Genomic DNA, 15,967 nt, shown 5'->3' with positions numbered 1-15,967 from the left:
AGAAGAGATCAGATTGATGAAGCTTTCGCCATTGCCGCTGGAGCGATAGTCAATCTCAGTCCCAGAGCCTTGATTACTTTCTCTATCGTTGCAAAGTGGGGGTTCCCAGTTTCTGAGAGAGTTTTGTATAGACTTTCACGCCCGACACCGACTTCTTGAGCGATGTCTGCCATGCCCTCATTGGCCTGAATTACATTTCGTAGAGCTACGAGAAGATTAGGTGTGCCATCATGCATGGCTTCCTCTAAATACACCTGAACAAACTCAGAGTCTTGCAGGTCTGCCTCAAAAGTCTCGGAGATATCTCTCAATTTCATTACGGTAAAGCTCCCACAATGCGATAGCGCTCTTTATATTCTGTTTCTGGGTACTTTTATCACCGCCACAAAGCAGAACGACGATGAAGCCATCAACTTGCCCAAAGTAGATACGATATCCCGGTCCAAAGCCGACGAAGCTCTATTTTTCAATGAAATCTTCACAAGAGCTGTGCCAGCAGCTTGGCATCTCTAGAGCATAAAATATATATTCTTCAACGGGTTCAAGCTGAAAGATTTCTATGCTGCCAAGGCACACTTAGAATAGACCGCCACCTCTGGCAAAACTGAGACCTGCTGTGTTGAAGACCCTGCACTCTGCCGATGAGATTGTCCTTGGCCGCTACCGCATCGTTACTCTAATCGGACAGGGCAGTTCTGGTACAACCTATGAAGTGGAGGATCTTGAGACCTATCAGCGGGTAGCTCTTAAGGCTATGTCCTTCCGAGGGATGCAGAATTGGAAGCAGTTGGAGCTGTTTGAACGTGAAGCTCAAGTACTCTCATGTCTGAAGCATCCCGCGATTCCTCAATATTTGAATTACTTCCAGATTGATAGTGAGCATGATCGCCTCTTCTATATCGCCCAAGCTTTAGCTCCAGGCAAGTCGCTGGCGACTCTCATTGAAGAAGGCTGGTGTCCAAATCCGGCTGAGGTTCAACGCATTGCTCGTATGACTCTCAACATCCTGATTTATTTGCATGGTTTAACGCCACCCGTTGTCCATCGGGATATTAAGCCCCAAAACATTGTGTATAGCAATGATGGTCACATCCATCTGGTAGATTTTGGAGCTGTTCAAGCTGTGCTTCGCAACACAACAGTTCACGGCAGTACGATTGTAGGCACCTACGGTTATATGGCACCCGAGCAATTACAAGGACAAGCCTATGGTGCAACTGATCTTTATGCTTTAGGAGCAACTCTACTCTTTTTATTGACTCATATCTGTCCAGGAGATCTTCCGCAGAAGCGCCTCAAGCTGTTGTTTAGAGAACATTTACAGGGGCAAATTGAGCCAAGCTTTGCAGATTGGCTTGATCAAATGATCAACCCCCATCTTGAAGATCGCTTTCCGACCGCACAGGAAGCATTAAATGCATTAGACCAAGCTCCTCTTCGGTTCATGGCCCCCGTTTTGACAAGAGGTGAACTGAGTCAACCCGTTGGTAGCTTGGTTCAGCTTCAGAGAACAAACGCATGACTGCTGCTAACTATTCCATCAACGGGCTTACGGGGGGAAACATTATCTCTCGCAACTTTCACCTTGGTGTGGAATGGCTTTCTTTTTGTCTATCTCTGCAGTTGGCTTTCCGGTGGCACCTTGTTTTTTTCACCTGTCCCATTTTTAATCCCGTTTTTGCTTGCTGGCTTAGGAATGGGGATACGCTTGCTCTATTGGAGTTCTGGCTGCACACGCCTATGGATTCATAAACGAAAATTTCAACTTCAGTGGCAGTTCTTCTTTCTCAAAAGAAAAGTTCAAGGCAACGTAAATAAGCTAAAGAAGGTTGCACTCCAGACAACTCCTGGTTACAGCGGTCCATCCACAAAGGTCTGCACGATTTATGTTGGTAACCAAACGTATAAATTTGGTGCAAGGCTCAGCGATTGCGAGAAAGAATGGATTATCCAGGAATTAAACGTGTTTCTAGAACAGTCTTACTAGGGTCTGGTACTATGTAGTGGTACTATGCATCAATGAACAGCAAGCAGCGAAAAACGCTAACGGCAATTTTTGCAAAACCGATTCGCAGAAATATCTCATGGCCTGATGTCGTTAATTTGATCAAGGGACTGGGCGGGGATGTCCTGCAAGGGAGTGGTTCACGAGCGCGCTTCGATCTTAATAGCGTTGCCTTAAATATTCATTCTCCTCATCCTGGGAATGAGCTAAAGCGTTATCAAGTTCAGGCTGTACGTGATTTTCTAACAAAGGCAGGTATCAAAGATGAAATATAGGGGATATGAGGTGACTGTTGAGTTTGATGCTGAAGATCGTATTTTCTTCGGTCGAGTGGTTGGCACCAGAGATGTAATTGTTTTTGATGGTCAAACAGTAGACGAGCTGGAATCATCCTTTCAGGCTGTCATTGATGAGTATCTAGAAGATTGTCAACGCGTCGGTAAAGATCCAGATAAGCCTTGTTCAGGCCGCTTCAATCTGAGAATTCCGCCTGAATTGCATCGAAAAGCCGTCCAAAAGGCTCAGATTAAGGGCGTCAGTCTTAATACGCTCGTAGAGCAAGTTTTATCTCAATCGCTTTGAGTTTTGGGTCGAGTGGATCAGCTTGGCACCTTGCGGGGCAGGACCATAATATTTATGTCTCCTCTTCGGCTTGTCAGACCCATGCCGAAACGTCCGACTTTGCCCGACTGACAATCCGACTATGTGCTGGCTAAGCTGGTGGCACGTTGGTTTCAGAAGAAGGACGGTCTCATGGTCTCAATACGATCTGCAGCTCAGTTGACGGTTGGAGGACTGAGCTATGACCTACGATAACCCTCTTGCTCGTTTTGAAGCTGACCCCACGCATGTCCTGTCGCTCAATCGGCTGCTGGGGGTGATAACCATTCTCCTTTGGCTCGTCTTGTTCTTGCCAGAGTTAATGGGATTCACGCATCTGCTCAAGATTCTTTCTCTATTCAATATATTGCTGCTAGCCGGGGCGGCTGCAGTGCTTTTTATTCAGGGATTTCGTTGCCGAGATCAATGGAAGTTTTCGCTGGAGCCGACCTTTCAAGGATTGCCTTTGTTGGTGATGGTTGGAGTTGCGATCGCATCTCTCCTGACTCGAAACTTTCTCGATCTAGAAAACCTCTCAGCAGTCGGGGCCATTATCGGAGCCTACGGACTCATGGGCCTCTTCTGCGACACCCAAACCTGGAAGCGTAACATTCCGTTCGTGGGTGCCTTCGCCATTCTGGTTTTTCTGTTCGCTCTAGAGCTTACAGACTTAGGCCATCTGGCCCGTACCGGAATTGCAGAAATCGTTGAATACTTGCTGCAGCCCTTTAGCGTCAACGCCATCACTTCTGAAGACATTTTAGTTCTCAGTACCGGTGTTGCCTTTGTTGATATCCCCTGCAGCGGATTCAAAAATATTGAGATTGGCAGCTTGTTTTTTATCGCTGCATCAATGCTAGAACGCAGGCAGATGGGCCTCCGGTGGTTTTTGGTCGGGGTAACGAATTTTGCCTTGCTGATTGTCGCTAATATCGCCCGAATCTTTGTCATTGTCACCCTCACCTTTGTCCTGCAGCAGCGCACTGTAGCAGAAATTTTGCATGTACCGCTTGGGTTATGTGGCTTCATCAGCGTTTGTCTGCTTACGCTGTTGCTGCTCCAATTTGTTCCCCATCAGCGTCCTTCAACAACAAAGCTTCAAGAGTCCAGAAAGACTCAGTCGCCCGCTGCAAATATCCGCAATGCGCTCATAACGTTGGGTTTGCTGCTGGGTCTAGCCTTGATTCCGCATCCAACTGCCGCTGCTGTCGGCTGGGACTCGCTACAGTGGCCGACCTCAATGCAGGCCGAATCTGTCAATCTGACGCGGCCGGAACAGATGTTTTTTACCCAATATCCGGGTGTTGTTGCCCAGAAGCAAGCTTTCAAAACCCAGAATATTTCAGGGTCTATGATTTTTGTGGCCAGTCCAAGCTGGCAGGCTCACCATGCGCCTGAACTCTGTTTCTTAGCCAGCGGCTTCAAAATAGACGACATGCAGAAGCGAACGCTGACGAGCCAAGTGACCGGACGCTGGCTTTCACTTGATCAGGGCCAACGTCAAGCAGCCTACTGGTTCCAGTCTTCGCAGCGGACAACCGATCACTATCTCGATCGCGTCTGGAGTGAAATGATTCGCAAAGAACCCCATTGGACAATGGTTTCTATCCTCTTTGATCAGTCAGTGTCCGCTGATGATGCAGCGGTGCAAGCGGTGTTAGCAGATGTGCATGATGCAATCTCAACCGCCATGACTTAACCCCCGTTCCGAAGAGCCGCAGAAATCACCATCATCCCTAAGTCTCTGTGAGAAGTCTAAATTCAGAGACTCAGCACTTAAATATCTTTAGAAGATCTGACGTATTTCTCATGACAACTTCAGTGTCGCCCAAGTCTCGCTCTCTATTTACAGCTTTTTTCTGGCTGTTTAATCTATCCTTGCTACTCGTGATATTCATTGGCTTCCTCCCGTTCTTAGCCATGGATATTCTCAATGACGCCCTCAGAGGCGAAGTCCCCTTCAGCATCCTGATTCCTGTTTTTGGTCTGATTGGGGTGCCCACGACCTCCACCGCGCTCGGCATTCAACGGAAGCGCCAGCTCAACAAGATTAGCAACCTGAAGCCTGCAGCCCCTCTAGGGCCAATGCCCCAGCCGATCTCACTATTCCAAATCTTCTTTGGGCTAGAAGCGCCGCTGCTGATGGCCTGCACAATTCGCCTCTTCTTTCTCAGAGCTTTGACACCTGCGAGTTCTTTCCTGTTTATCTCGCTCGCTGTCGGGACGATTGCCTTGGCACATTGGTTATTACATCGCCATCACCGTCAATCTTCATGGGCCAGCTGGATGCATTTGGCAGGCTTAACGATCATGCTAGTGCTGTCGCTGTATCTGTCCGTGATTGCTCTCTTCTACGTTTTGCCGCTGATTGTGGTTATGGGAAGTGCGCTTTACCTTTCAATTTTCTTAGTGGTCCTGATTCCCATCTTTTTTCCCTTCATCATGGTGTTTTCTGGTCTAGTGATGATGCCCTGGGGGATGTTGCGGTTGTTTCTCAGGTCTTGGCGACAAACACTACAGTCTCTCTCTCAACAGCATGGCAAAACCCTTCCCCGCGCTTGGGTAGGAACAGTATTGGCCGTATGGCTAGGTTTACTCTTGCTGTTACAGCAGCAGCCTCAAACCCAAGCCTTTACCCTTTTAGAAAAGCAACCTCAGTCTGAAGGAGAGCGTCAAGCCCTTTTGCAAAATGCTGATGCCATTCGCAAAGGCTTACTGAATGCATATCTCAGTGCCTACCGCTACCCACTGCTGGAAGACAAAGGCATGTATCGGATGTATTCAAACTTGTTAGGAGCACCAAACGCAGTCGCCGAGACTGTTCAGGATGCCTATCGGACGGTACTGACACCTTTTGCCTATCAAGGGAATGCGCTGGATAAAGATAAGGCGGCCCAGCTCTATGCAGAATTCTTCGACACCCCAATCCTTCGCGGCGAACACAGCACAATCCAAAATGCAGTCCTCTCAAACTTTAATCGGACAGAGGCAAAGGCAGGACTCTTAGATATTGGTGCCGAGCGCGTTCGACTACAGCAGCAGGATGTTTCGATTACGCCTGAGGGAGACTGGGCTGAGATCAAACTGCACGAAGTCTATGCCAATACTACCTTTGAAAATACAGAAATTCTCTACTACTTCTCGCTACCGGAAAGCGCCACCATCACAGGACTGTGGCTAGGAGAAACAGCCGATCTCGCCCAGCGATATGAATATGTCGTGGCTCCTCGGGGTGCAGCCCAACAGGTTTACACGGACCAAGTTCGGCGGCAGGTTGATCCGGCCTTACTTGAACAGGTAGGACCACGGAATTATCGCTTGCGGGCCTTTCCCATTCCGCCTGCGGGTCGGGATTTACTCCCTCAAGATGGTCAGCCTGATCGGATGCACCTATGGATGACCTACAAGGTGATGAAGCAAAACGATCAGTGGATGTTGCCGGTCCTCAATGAACAACGCAATATCTTCTGGACCCAAGACACCCAGCGAACGCTCAATGGTAAACCTCAGCAAAAAAGTGACGCTTGGCTACCCGCCTCTATCCCTGCTGATGTGAGTGAACCCGCGTCAGCATTGCAGGCTAAGCTCCCAGGGGGATACGTTGTTGCAAAACCCCTCGCCGAGCAAGATTATCAACTTCCTCAGGGTCAGCATTTTGCCTTTATTGTGGATCGCTCTTACAGCATGGAGGCCCATCGAAAAGAGCTGGAGGATAGTTTCCAATGGCTAAAAGATAATCTGCTAGGTGCTAACTCTGCTGATCTTTATCTAACAAGGGCTGATGGAACCCAAGCTCAGAAGGTAAGCAGCCTGGACGCGTTTGACCCCGGAAAAACGGTTCTTTATGGTTCGCTTCAGACTCGCCAAATGCTAGATCAATATCAGCAGGTGGCTGAAGCTCAAAACTATGATGCCGTTATTTTACTGACCGATTCTGGTAGTTACGAGCTAACTCAAGATGGCTCACCGCTTCCACTTGCGGCACCGCTCTGGTTGGTTCACTTAGGCGGTTTACAGGCGGCCTATGACGATGCAACGTTAGCAACAATTCAGCAAACCGGCGGTAATGTGGCGGCTGACATCAAAACAGTCATGACTCGAATTGCGACCCAACCCAGCCTGGGACAGGGGACTTCTCTGCTAAACGTTGTGGATGGCTATGCTTGGTTTCTCAGTTCCACTCCTGATTCAGATGTGAAGACGGTAGAAGCGGTGGCTCCGATGGCCGCTCGTCAGTGGATTGCGCAGGTGAGTCAAGCAGTCAAACCGGACCAGCTTAACCAGTTGGATGCCATTCATCAGGTGGCGAAAGAGAACAGTATTGTGACGCCCTATTCGTCGATGCTGGTGTTGGTCAATCCTGAGCAGAAACGGCAGCTCAAAGAGGCTGAAGCCAGCGATCGCTTTAATCGTGAAGTTGAAGATCAGCAGTTGCCCGATCCGCAGGATGAGATCGCACCTGTCTCGGCAGTTCCTGAACCGGCTGAATGGCTTCTTCTGTTAGCCTGCTTTGCTGTTCTCGCCGTCTGGTGGAGATGGAAAGCGACAAGGAACGAAATAAACCATAATCTTCCGCCATTGAACGAGGTTTAACACTGTAACTACCAGCCTGACGTATTGGGGAGAGGTAGTCTTGAATAGGCTTGGAGTGATTGCGATTACAATCGTGAATAAGGCTAGATATTTTGTGATTTAGCAAGAGTAACTTGGCAACGCTCATTTTAGGCGTCACGACCTATGATTCAGACCGCCACAGGTAAAGTACGCTGGACAAGCGCCGATGTAGAGTTGTTAGCGGCTGATGAGTGGAAGCGCTATGAAATTATTGATGGAGAGCTTTTTGTGACCCGTGCGCCTCACGCCGGGCATCAAAATTCCCTTGGGCGAATTTATGCCAAGTTGTTGAGCTGGTCGAATGAGACAGCGTTGGGGATACCCCTGATTACGCCGGGAGTTATTTTCTCTGATGCCGATAACGTCATTCCAGATTTAGTTTGGGTCAGCAGTGAGCGTTTAGAAGAAATTATGGATGATGAAGGTCATCTCACTGATGCACCTGAACTCATAATCGAAGTGCTTTCGGCGGGCAACACCAATGAACGTCGAGACCGAGAAGCGAAGTTGAAACTTTATTCTCTTAAGGGCGTTCAAGAATACTGGATTGTTGACTGGCGACTAAAGCAACTGGAAGTTTATCGGCGGGAAGGTGCTCAACTTCTCCTGATGGCAACACTCTTAGCTTCTGATCAAATTGACTCACCACTTTTGCCAGGATTCTGCTGTCGACTGGCCTGTTTCTTTTGATGAGGGCTGTATTGACCTATTGGCATCTAGTCCTCAAGGAACGATAATGGCCGTCACTCGACTGCAAACCGTCACTCGTGAATCAGCGTTCACTCGTTTAGACTTCCGCGCCAAGCTTGTGATCGTCGCTCTCATCACCGTGATTGCCTTCCTGTGGGAAAGCCCGATTGCAGGGGGGCTGCTGACGCTTGCGGTCATCGTGTCTAGCCTACTGGTGGGCGTGAAGCGCAGCTATCTGACAACTTTGCTCAAGGTGATGATTCCGCTCTATTTTTTTTTGCTGTTGAGTATGGGATTCTTCAACGTTGCCCAGGTCAAGGCACTCACTAATAAAGAGGTGCTGACGCCGTTGCTAACCCTGCCTGTTAATTGGCTTTGGGTTGGGGGTGCTCAACTGTCAGTGGAGGGGACGCTTTACGGGTTGAATATTGTTTTCAAAACGCTGACGATGATTTTGGTCATTCCGCTGGCGATGCTGACGACGGATATCAACAATATGATCGTGGCGCTGGTGCAGACGAAGGTGCCTTACAAGATTGTGTTTGTCTTTTCTTCAACGCTGCGTTTTTTCCCGCTGTTGTTTGAAGAACTGCAGAGCATTGTGGAGGCGCAGCGCCTGCGAGGACTGGCATTGGAGCAAATGAATCCGCTGCAGAAGGTGCAGGTTTATGGTGGGGTGGCGGTACCGCTGATTCTAGGAGCGATGATGAAGTCGCAAAAGCTAGAGGTGGTGCTCCAGTCTAAGGCATTTTCAGGAAGCGCAGACCGGACCTATCTGCATGAGTCGGTGTTAGGGAAAGCTGATTGGGTTGCGATCTCATCTTTTGTCGGAGTATTTGCGATCGCACTTCTCTTGTACATTAGTCTTGGAGTCGGTAAGTTTGCTTGGCTCATTTATTCTTAGAGACTCCCTCCGCTAAATTTAGAACTGTATCAGGACTCTCTCAGATTTTGCCGATATATTCTGAATTGTCATCAGCAAGTGCATGAGAGATATGTCACCACAACTCACCGCTCATCTGACTGAATTCTTGCAAAAAGACTTGAGCGTTTCGCAAGAAGCCATTTCTCTTGTGTTACGGCAGGAGATCTCAAGCCTCAATCATCTCCCTGTGATTCTTTGGAAGTTTGGACTGGTCTCTCTGCCACAAGTCAACAGAATTTTTGAATGGATAGAAGCTTATCCTGCTGTCTAGATCACAGGCTGAGCATGCACAGAATTCGTCACTGACTATTGACAGATTAAATTTGATTGATTAGCGTGGTATCACGTCTTCGGAGAGAAGACACCACTTTTCCTAGGGAGTCTGGGATGAATTATAAATACAGCCACTGTGTCTACATTGGTAGATTTCAGCCGTTCCACTTAGGACATCTGTACACCGTCGAGAAGGCGTTGCAGTTGTCAGAGGTGGTTATTGTTTTTTTAGGGAGCCATCAGGTTGCTCCCAATATCAAAAACCCCTGGAGTTCTGAGCATCGGCAATCAATGATCTCTGGTTGCTTTGATGCTGCAACCCAGAATCGCATCATCTTTGCCTATGCCCGTGATCGCCTCTACAGTGACAACCTTTGGGTCTCCGACATTCAAAAACAGGTCGAGATGATCACCGACGCCTCCGATAGCGTCGCCATCATCGGCCATCAAAAGGACAACAGCTCCTACTACCTCGACTTGTTTCCCCAGTGGGACTATGTGCCTGTTGATAACTATCAGGGCTTAAACGCCACTGCAATTCGGACCCGATACTTCAGCGGCAGCGACAATTGGAAGCAGTCCTCACAGCTTCCCCCTTCCGTGCTCAATGATCTGAAAACCTTCCAGTCCGACCCAGAATACCAGCGCCTTTGTGAAGAATGGCGGTTCATTCAGCAGTACAAAGAATCCTGGTCAGTGGCTCCCTATCCGCCGACCCACGTCACGGTTGATGCGGTCGTGGTGCAGTCCGGCCACGTGCTCATGGTCCGTCGCAAAGCTTCTCCGGGGAAAGGTCTGGTTGCGCTGCCGGGTGGCTTTATTGATCAATTGGAAACGCTAGAAAATGGCATGATCCGGGAGTTGAGAGAAGAAACAGGTATTAAAGTTCCGGTTCCGGTTCTCCAAGGATCGATTGTGGGACGGCAGGTTTTTGATAACCCCGACCGCTCTCTGAGGGGCCGCACAATTACCCACGCCTTCTTTATTCAGCTCAAGTCTGGCCCCTTGCCCCGCGTTAAGGGCAGTGATGATGCTGATAAAGCCTGGTGGATGTCGCTATCAAGCCTTGAGAAAGATGAGCCTCGCTTTTATGAGGATCACTTTCACATCATTCAGCACTTTATTAGCCAGATTTAGCCGTACCTCCTGTGGGAGTGGCTTTTCTGGGAACGGCTGCTTTTTGGAGCTGCTGCATTGGCCCCCCGGCCCCCCAATTCTGGGGGGAGAGTGTATGTAAGTGTTGAGAGATCGTAAAGGCTAAGCCCTCTTCTAGTGGCCATCTAAACGCTCAAGGCTGTTTCTTCTAAGGCACAATGCTGCTTATCTGCGAACGACAATCATTTTCTGGGAAAGCCTAAACAATTTGAGTACTTTCCCCCAGAATTGGGGGCTAGGGGGGCCAGTGGGGGCCAGTGCAAAATCTCTGCTCGTTCTTCAGCTAACCAATACCCCGATAAGATCGCAAGCTCCAATTTCCCCTAATCAACTGGACCTCAAACCCTCAGATAGACCGAGGGCATACATATCTGTCGCGGAGCGCGACAAAGGAATTCACGATGTATAACTTACTGCTTGATACTGATTCGTACAAAGCAAGCCACTGGCTGCAGTATCCACCCGGCACCGACAGCATGTTCTCCTACGCCGAAAGTCGAGGGGGACGCTATCCGGCCACCGTCTTTTTTGGCCTGCAGTATATTCTCAAAACCTACCTCAGCCAGCCCCTCGAACAGTGGATGGTGGATGAAGCTCAAGCTTTCTATCAAGCCCACGGTGTTCCCTTTAATGCCGAAGGCTTCACCGATATTGTTCAGCGACTAGACGGTAGACTGCCGGTCAGAATCCGCGCCGTCCCCGAAGGCTCTGTGGTGCCGGTTCACAATGTTCTAATGACGGTGGAATCGACGGATCCCAAATCGTTCTGGCTGGTCTCTTGGCTAGAAACGATGCTATTGAGGGTCTGGTATCCGACAACGGTGGCGACCCAAAGCTACTACATTCGCCAGCTCATTTATGACTATCTGGTCAAAACGGCTGATCAGCCTGACGAAGAGATTGACTTTAAGCTTCACGATTTCGGAGCGAGAGGGGTCTCTAGCTGTGAATCTTCTGGAATTGGCGGCATGGCTAACTTAGTCAACTTTAAAGGCAGCGATACTGTACAGGGTGTTTTATACGCCAACCGTTATTACAATTGCCCGATGGCGGGGTTCTCGATTCCGGCAGCAGAACACTCTACGATGACGGCCTGGGGCAGATCTCGAGAGGTGGATGCTTATCAGAATATGCTGCAGCGTTTTGCTCAGCCGGGAAAAACGGTGGCTGTGGTGTCGGATTCTTATGATATTTGGGGTGCGATCGCAAATCTCTGGGGCCAAAAACTACGCCAGCAGGTGATCGACTCCGGTGCAACAGTTGTCATTCGTCCTGATTCTGGAGACCCCAAGACTGTTGTCATGCGTTGCCTGCACCTTCTAGAGGATGCCTTCGGTACCGTCAAAAATACAAAGGGATACAAAGTTCTTCAACACGTCCGCTTAATTCAGGGGGACGGCATGAACCCGCAAAGTATTGCAGACGTTTTAGATGCCATGATGCAGCAAGGCTTCAGTGCCTCTAATGTTGCCTTTGGTATGGGAGGTGCTCTTCTGCAGCGAGTGGATCGCGATACCCAACGGTTTGCCTACAAGTGCAGCAGCATCAATATCGACGGAGATGCGACCCCCGTCTTTAAAGATCCTGCTACCGACCCAGGCAAGCGGAGTAAAGCGGGTCGTCTGGACCTGATTATAGATAAGACAGGATATTGCACAGTCGCCCTAGAAGGACAAGCTCAGCATGACCAAAGTGTTCTGGCAACGGTTTATGAAAACGGTACCCTGCTGAAGGAATATGACTTTGAGGCTGTTCGAGCGACTGCTCTGAAAACATAAGCAAATTTCTAATTCTTCAAACGTTCTAAAAAAAGGCGCAACCATGAGGAAGCGCCTTTCGTACATTCAATTTAGCAAGCCAGACTCGTTGCTAGAAATTCATCTCTGCAGCTTGAACTTGCTCGACCTGCTTCTTCTTCAGAACCAGCATGGCTTGAGAAATCATAATGGCTGCAAAGAAAGCCATCAGCCACTTAATCCGTGTGGGGTTCTGTAGCACGATCTCGGCATCTTTTTGACCAAAGCCGCCGACATTAGGATCGTTGGTGAGTGGTGCGCCTGCCGCGATATCCTCACCTTCAGAAACAATGATCTGCGGTCCATTTGGAATGGTCTCAGTGACGGTACCGCCATCTTCCGCAGCAATGGTTACCGTTGCACCGGAGTCTCCAGCGGAAATGCCGGTGATTTGGCCCGCGACAGAAGCCGTGTAGATTGCGTTGTTAGTCTTGTCACCGGTTGGCTGAATCTGACCTCGGCCTCGGTTGCCGCCGACATGAACGGAATACTTGCCAAAGTGAACATTGGGGTCAGTCTTAGGATCAGGAGACAGAATCGGGAAGACAATCTCTTGGTGATCAGCGCCAGAGATTGGACCAATCACGTAGGTTCCGTCTTCGCCAGCTTTGTACGGCTGGTAGAAGAGACCGGTGGTTTTTTCTTTTATTTCTTCGGGAATCCGCTCTTCAGGCGCTAGCTTGAAGCCTTCGGGCAGGTCAATAACCGCACCCACGTTGAGCGGCCCTAACTCTCCGTTACCTAGAACCTGCTGGACGTCAGTGTCGTAGGGGATTTCGACAATGGCTTCAAATACGGTGTCGGGCAGAATTGCCTGAGGAATTTCCACCTTAGTCGGTTTGGCCCCCAGGTGACAGTTCGCGCACACGATCCGACCCGTGGCCTCGCGCGGGCTGTCGTAGGCCTGCTGCGCGTAGATGGGATAAGCCTGAGCTACGTTGGGTAGTGCGACGATGCCGCCAAGGCAGACAAGGAGCGCACTCAAGAAACTAAGGCCCGTCCGAGTGATTATGGGTAAAAAGCTTCGCTTCATTATCAGTCAAACTCAAATCAAAGGAATCAGCAAAAAAATAAAATGTCAGAACTCTCGCTGCTAGAAAGTTCTGAAACTTACCTGTGCGCCTAGGCCCACCAAGGATCTTCGTCGGTACGGAAGTCTGTTTCTGTCCACGTACTAAAGACCAGCTTGTCATCAACGACGTCGGCATGGGCAAGGGCTAGGGATCGAGGTGCGGGACCACGAACCACTTTACCGGTGTTGTCATACTGAGAACCGTGGCAGGGGCAGATAAACCGGTCTTGACCCACATTCCAAGGCACAACACAGCCCAGGTGAGTGCAGATTGCATTGAGGCCGTAGCTGCGAATGGAATCGTCTTCATCCACAATTACGTAGGTTGGGTCACCCTTGAGTCCCTGGGCTAGGTTGCGATCGCCTGCGGGGTGAGAGGCGGTGTACTCGCTGACAACAATGTCGTTACCGAGGGCATCTTTTGCGTTGATGCCGCCACCCGATCCACCACTTGAAGGTGGGATAAAGTATCGAACAACAGGGTACAGGCCGCCGATAGCCGTGCCTGTCACAGCGCCGAACGCTAAAAAGTTCATAAATTGACGACGGCCCATATCGGGCACATCAGCGGATCCAGAGACTTGAGCCATGATTTACGATGATCTTAATGTGGGTATCAACAGCTTTGCACGGTCCCCTAACGTTTGGGCGATGACTTCATTTGCCGACAGCTCTGATGTTGCAAACAGAGGGGCTGGCAAGATTGACGTTAGAGAGGTCACAACCAAAATTCGAGGGGCATCATTACATTTCTTGACATCATTATCCCATTTGTTGAGTCTCAATTCCACCTGCAACGGAAATTATGCGGATTTAGTGATAGTTTGACCTGTCGCATCGACTCAAAATCTGGTATAGCCTGAGAAGATGCGCATGATCAATAAGGACTGACCTATGACTGGCTCGGAGTTACACCAGTTGTTACTTGAAAAATGGGGCCGTTCCTATGATGTTCAACTGCGGCGCACCCAGGGCAAGGTCTTTGTCCAGGTGATGTGGCGCTATTTAGAGCAGGCGTCGTTCCCGATGACGGAGCTAGAATATCAAGAGCATTTAGATGCGATCGCAACCTACATCAAAGGCTGGGGCGCAGGCCAACAGATTACCGACTACGTTCAGAATACTAAAGAGCGACCTCGTCTGGGTAAAGCCGTGAGCATTCCCGTTGAGCTAGGGGGCAGAGCCTCAGAGTGGATGGTGGAAAACTTCTAGATTCCTGGCATCCTTCGCTAGGAAGCAGAGGTCACCTTCTCTCGTTCTTCAGATGTTGCTGTTTCAGACGCCGCTTCTTCTGACAATTCAGACCCTTGGACTAGCTTCTCCAGCTTGTCCAAGACGAACAATCGATCGTCTTGCTGCTGTCGGATGAGAACAGTCAGGTGGGTCACTGCTAAACCAAGCGCCGTCAAGGCTAGGACATAGCTGTGCAGCGTATATAGGTGCTGAATGGTTGCTGTGCCGATGCCTACGCCTCCTGTCAAGATGCGAGCCAAGGTCTCACCCACGACCGGAATGCCAGAAATTTGGCCCAGCTCGATCTTCAAGCGCCAAAATCCTTCCTGGTTCCAGCCCAGAATCATTGAGGTCCAGCCCAGGCCCATCAGATTTAGCAGCAACAGACCGCCGCTAATCCAAGACAGCCACCAGTGGCGGTTGAACTGCCGTCCTAGAAATAAGATCACCATTTGCACCATTGCTAAAGTGATGATGCCGTTCCCGGCCAGATTGTGAATGCTGTAGATCAGCCAGCCACTGGAGACGTTCTCCACAATATTTTGGAGAGAGTTGTAGGCTTCTCCTGCTGCTGGGTCATAGTAAAACGCTAGTAATATGCCGGTCACGCCAGACAGGGTAAACAAAGTCAAGATTGAAACAGCGATCAGCGTTGAGAGTCGCCGTAAGCGTATGTAAGGAGTGGTATTCATCGTGAGGCTTAACAGAATGATTAAGTTCTATTAACTATTATATTTACTTTTCTTAATAAAGGGATCCATCGTTGGATTGAGTGGTCTCTTTAAGAGCGCTAGGTGAATGGCTGCTGCTTTTCGCTAATGGTCGCCACTTTCGCAGATTTTCCAGTTGATGCTAAGGTTTGCTGTGATGGAACTGCTGCCCTGTGCCGTCCAGCCCATTCACCATTCCTGTTGAGTCCATGAAGCTACCTGAATTCCCTGAAGCAGGCCACCCACTTGTAGGTCCTTGCCTAGAGCAGAGCGATCTTGAGCTGACTCAAGGATTTCAGCTACACCCCGAGCAGGGTCGATTTTTTGTGGCGATCTTTTGTCGGTATGGCGTGCTCACATACTCGCTATTACGGAATAAGGCCAGAGTGGCAATGCAGGTGGATTACCTATTTGCGCGCCTGTGGCGCAACATTTTTTATGAGTTGAGGTATCTGCCGGTTGATGCCAGCAACGCACCCGATGATTTTTCGCTTCAGCCTTGGGTGGTCAATAAAATTGCTCTATGTATTAATCAAGATGAAGTCCCGGCCATTGAGACAATTCAATATTCTTTGGAAGCTGCCTCTCCGCCTCTGTGGTGCTATTTGCAGATGGCGCTGGAAGATTTGCCGCCGCTCTCTCGCCTATTGCTGACGCTTTCGCAGGTCTTTCGCTGGCCGGATTCCCGAATCGCGGCGGTGCTGCAGGCCGAGGGGGAGGAGATCACAATTGAGCAAATTCAGCCGAAGCTCCGCTACGCCTATCGATGCCTGCAGGAAGCTCTGCCAGAAGATATTCAGACGATTTATCTACCGAAGGGTGAGGCTACTTCAACGGCAGAACAGCTCACGCTCGATCAGGTTTTGTAGCACTACACGTATTGACTAGGACATA

The 15,967-nt window shown here is 49.6% G+C and carries 17 protein-coding genes; 13 read left to right on the top strand and 4 right to left on the bottom strand.

The features are described from left to right. Window positions 1–8: 8 nt before the first annotated feature. Window positions 9–317, bottom strand: coding sequence for an addiction module antidote protein (locus C1752_RS06525; RefSeq protein WP_110985250.1), 309 nt, complete (start codon window positions 315–317; stop codon window positions 9–11). 299 nt (window positions 318–616) lie between these two features. On the opposite strand from C1752_RS06525, the gene C1752_RS06515 reads away from it, so the two are divergent. The 11 genes from C1752_RS06515 to C1752_RS06470 all read left to right on the top strand — a co-directional run bounded on the left by C1752_RS06515 (window position 617) and on the right by C1752_RS06470 (window position 12,040). Next, complete coding sequence (locus C1752_RS06515) at window positions 617–1,522, top strand: serine/threonine protein kinase (RefSeq protein ID WP_233501417.1); 906 nt, start codon at window positions 617–619, stop codon at window positions 1,520–1,522. Window positions 1,523–1,585: 63 nt separating this feature from the next. Continuing rightward, window positions 1,586–1,987: a hypothetical protein gene (locus C1752_RS29205; protein WP_233501413.1), complete on the top strand. Its 402-nt coding sequence runs from the start codon at window positions 1,586–1,588 to the stop codon at window positions 1,985–1,987. A gap of 32 nt (window positions 1,988–2,019) precedes the next feature. After that, entirely contained in the window at window positions 2,020–2,280 is a 261-nt protein-coding gene (locus tag C1752_RS06510; protein ID WP_110985249.1) for a type II toxin-antitoxin system HicA family toxin, read from the top strand. After that, a complete protein-coding gene (locus C1752_RS06505) occupies window positions 2,270–2,587 on the top strand; it encodes a type II toxin-antitoxin system HicB family antitoxin (protein ID WP_110985248.1) in 318 nt (105 codons plus the stop codon). Before C1752_RS06510 ends, C1752_RS06505 begins: the two co-directional genes overlap by 11 nt. 220 nt (window positions 2,588–2,807) lie before the next feature. Further along, on the top strand, window positions 2,808–4,304 hold the full coding sequence (xrtO, locus tag C1752_RS06500; RefSeq protein WP_110985247.1) for an exosortase O: 1,497 nt from the start codon (window positions 2,808–2,810) through the stop codon (window positions 4,302–4,304). Between the two features lie 110 nt (window positions 4,305–4,414). Continuing rightward, window positions 4,415–7,198, top strand: coding sequence for a TIGR02921 family PEP-CTERM protein (locus tag C1752_RS06495; protein ID WP_110985246.1), 2,784 nt, complete (start codon window positions 4,415–4,417; stop codon window positions 7,196–7,198). 144 nt (window positions 7,199–7,342) lie between these two features. Further along, entirely contained in the window at window positions 7,343–7,909 is a 567-nt protein-coding gene (locus tag C1752_RS06490; protein ID WP_110985245.1) for a Uma2 family endonuclease, read from the top strand. Window positions 7,910–7,955: 46 nt separating this feature from the next. Further along, window positions 7,956–8,813: an energy-coupling factor transporter transmembrane component T family protein gene (locus tag C1752_RS06485; protein WP_110985244.1), complete on the top strand. Its 858-nt coding sequence runs from the start codon at window positions 7,956–7,958 to the stop codon at window positions 8,811–8,813. 91 nt (window positions 8,814–8,904) lie between these two features. After that, window positions 8,905–9,105, top strand: coding sequence for a DUF2949 domain-containing protein (locus C1752_RS06480; RefSeq protein WP_110985243.1), 201 nt, complete (start codon window positions 8,905–8,907; stop codon window positions 9,103–9,105). Between the two features lie 116 nt (window positions 9,106–9,221). Then, on the top strand, window positions 9,222–10,244 hold the full coding sequence (locus C1752_RS06475) for a bifunctional nicotinamide-nucleotide adenylyltransferase/Nudix hydroxylase (protein ID WP_110985242.1): 1,023 nt from the start codon (window positions 9,222–9,224) through the stop codon (window positions 10,242–10,244). 419 nt (window positions 10,245–10,663) lie between these two features. Continuing rightward, window positions 10,664–12,040, top strand: a complete 1,377-nt coding sequence (locus tag C1752_RS06470) for a nicotinate phosphoribosyltransferase (protein WP_110985241.1) — start codon at window positions 10,664–10,666, stop codon at window positions 12,038–12,040. A gap of 91 nt (window positions 12,041–12,131) precedes the next feature. Here the strand turns inward: C1752_RS06470 and C1752_RS06465 are convergent, their stop codons facing one another. Both C1752_RS06465 and petC read right to left on the bottom strand, forming a co-directional pair. Further along, window positions 12,132–13,091 carry an apocytochrome f gene (locus C1752_RS06465; RefSeq protein WP_110985240.1) on the bottom strand — a complete coding sequence of 320 codons (960 nt, stop codon included), beginning with the start codon at window positions 13,089–13,091 and terminating at the stop codon, window positions 12,132–12,134. A gap of 89 nt (window positions 13,092–13,180) precedes the next feature. Then, entirely contained in the window at window positions 13,181–13,720 is a 540-nt protein-coding gene (petC, locus tag C1752_RS06460; protein WP_110985239.1) for a cytochrome b6-f complex iron-sulfur subunit, read from the bottom strand. A gap of 304 nt (window positions 13,721–14,024) precedes the next feature. Here petC and C1752_RS06455 point away from each other — a divergent pair, with 304 nt between their 5' ends. Further along, on the top strand, window positions 14,025–14,342 hold the full coding sequence (locus C1752_RS06455; RefSeq protein WP_110985238.1) for a DUF3067 family protein: 318 nt from the start codon (window positions 14,025–14,027) through the stop codon (window positions 14,340–14,342). A 17-nt stretch (window positions 14,343–14,359) separates the two neighbouring features. Here the strand turns inward: C1752_RS06455 and C1752_RS06450 are convergent, their stop codons facing one another. Next, window positions 14,360–15,055 (bottom strand): cytochrome b N-terminal domain-containing protein, encoded by a 696-nt coding sequence (locus C1752_RS06450; protein ID WP_110985237.1) that lies wholly within the window; start codon window positions 15,053–15,055, stop codon window positions 14,360–14,362. 227 nt (window positions 15,056–15,282) lie between these two features. On the opposite strand from C1752_RS06450, the gene C1752_RS06445 reads away from it, so the two are divergent. Further along, window positions 15,283–15,942: an RNA polymerase sigma factor gene (locus C1752_RS06445; protein ID WP_110985236.1), complete on the top strand. Its 660-nt coding sequence runs from the start codon at window positions 15,283–15,285 to the stop codon at window positions 15,940–15,942. Window positions 15,943–15,967 lie beyond the last annotated feature (25 nt).

It is taken from the genome of Acaryochloris thomasi RCC1774 (assembly GCF_003231495.1).
In the GTDB taxonomy this organism is placed as follows: Bacteria; Cyanobacteriota; Cyanobacteriia; order Thermosynechococcales; family Thermosynechococcaceae; genus RCC1774.
This window is presented reverse-complemented; position numbering and strand designations above follow the sequence as displayed.

Excerpts from the sequence above, each read along its gene's own strand:
- C1752_RS06525 (WP_110985250.1), bottom strand. The coding sequence starts at position 317 with ATGAAATTGAGAGATATCTCCGAGACTTTTGAGGCAGACCTGCAAGAC.
- C1752_RS06465 (WP_110985240.1), bottom strand. The coding sequence starts at position 13,091 with ATGAAGCGAAGCTTTTTACCCATAATCACTCGGACGGGCCTTAGTTTC.
- C1752_RS06495 (WP_110985246.1), top strand. The coding sequence starts at position 4,415 with ATGACAACTTCAGTGTCGCCCAAGTCTCGCTCTCTATTTACAGCTTTT.
- C1752_RS06490 (WP_110985245.1), top strand. The coding sequence starts at position 7,343 with ATGATTCAGACCGCCACAGGTAAAGTACGCTGGACAAGCGCCGATGTA.
- C1752_RS06470 (WP_110985241.1), top strand. The coding sequence starts at position 10,664 with ATGTATAACTTACTGCTTGATACTGATTCGTACAAAGCAAGCCACTGG.
- C1752_RS06455 (WP_110985238.1), top strand. The coding sequence starts at position 14,025 with ATGACTGGCTCGGAGTTACACCAGTTGTTACTTGAAAAATGGGGCCGT.
- xrtO (WP_110985247.1), top strand. The coding sequence starts at position 2,808 with ATGACCTACGATAACCCTCTTGCTCGTTTTGAAGCTGACCCCACGCAT.
- C1752_RS06505 (WP_110985248.1), top strand. The coding sequence starts at position 2,270 with ATGAAATATAGGGGATATGAGGTGACTGTTGAGTTTGATGCTGAAGAT.
- C1752_RS06475 (WP_110985242.1), top strand. The coding sequence starts at position 9,222 with ATGAATTATAAATACAGCCACTGTGTCTACATTGGTAGATTTCAGCCG.
- C1752_RS06485 (WP_110985244.1), top strand. The coding sequence starts at position 7,956 with ATGGCCGTCACTCGACTGCAAACCGTCACTCGTGAATCAGCGTTCACT.
- petC (WP_110985239.1), bottom strand. The coding sequence starts at position 13,720 with ATGGCTCAAGTCTCTGGATCCGCTGATGTGCCCGATATGGGCCGTCGT.
- C1752_RS06445 (WP_110985236.1), top strand. The coding sequence starts at position 15,283 with ATGAAGCTACCTGAATTCCCTGAAGCAGGCCACCCACTTGTAGGTCCT.
- C1752_RS06480 (WP_110985243.1), top strand. The coding sequence starts at position 8,905 with ATGTCACCACAACTCACCGCTCATCTGACTGAATTCTTGCAAAAAGAC.
- C1752_RS06510 (WP_110985249.1), top strand. The coding sequence starts at position 2,020 with ATGAACAGCAAGCAGCGAAAAACGCTAACGGCAATTTTTGCAAAACCG.
- C1752_RS06450 (WP_110985237.1), bottom strand. The coding sequence starts at position 15,055 with ATGAATACCACTCCTTACATACGCTTACGGCGACTCTCAACGCTGATC.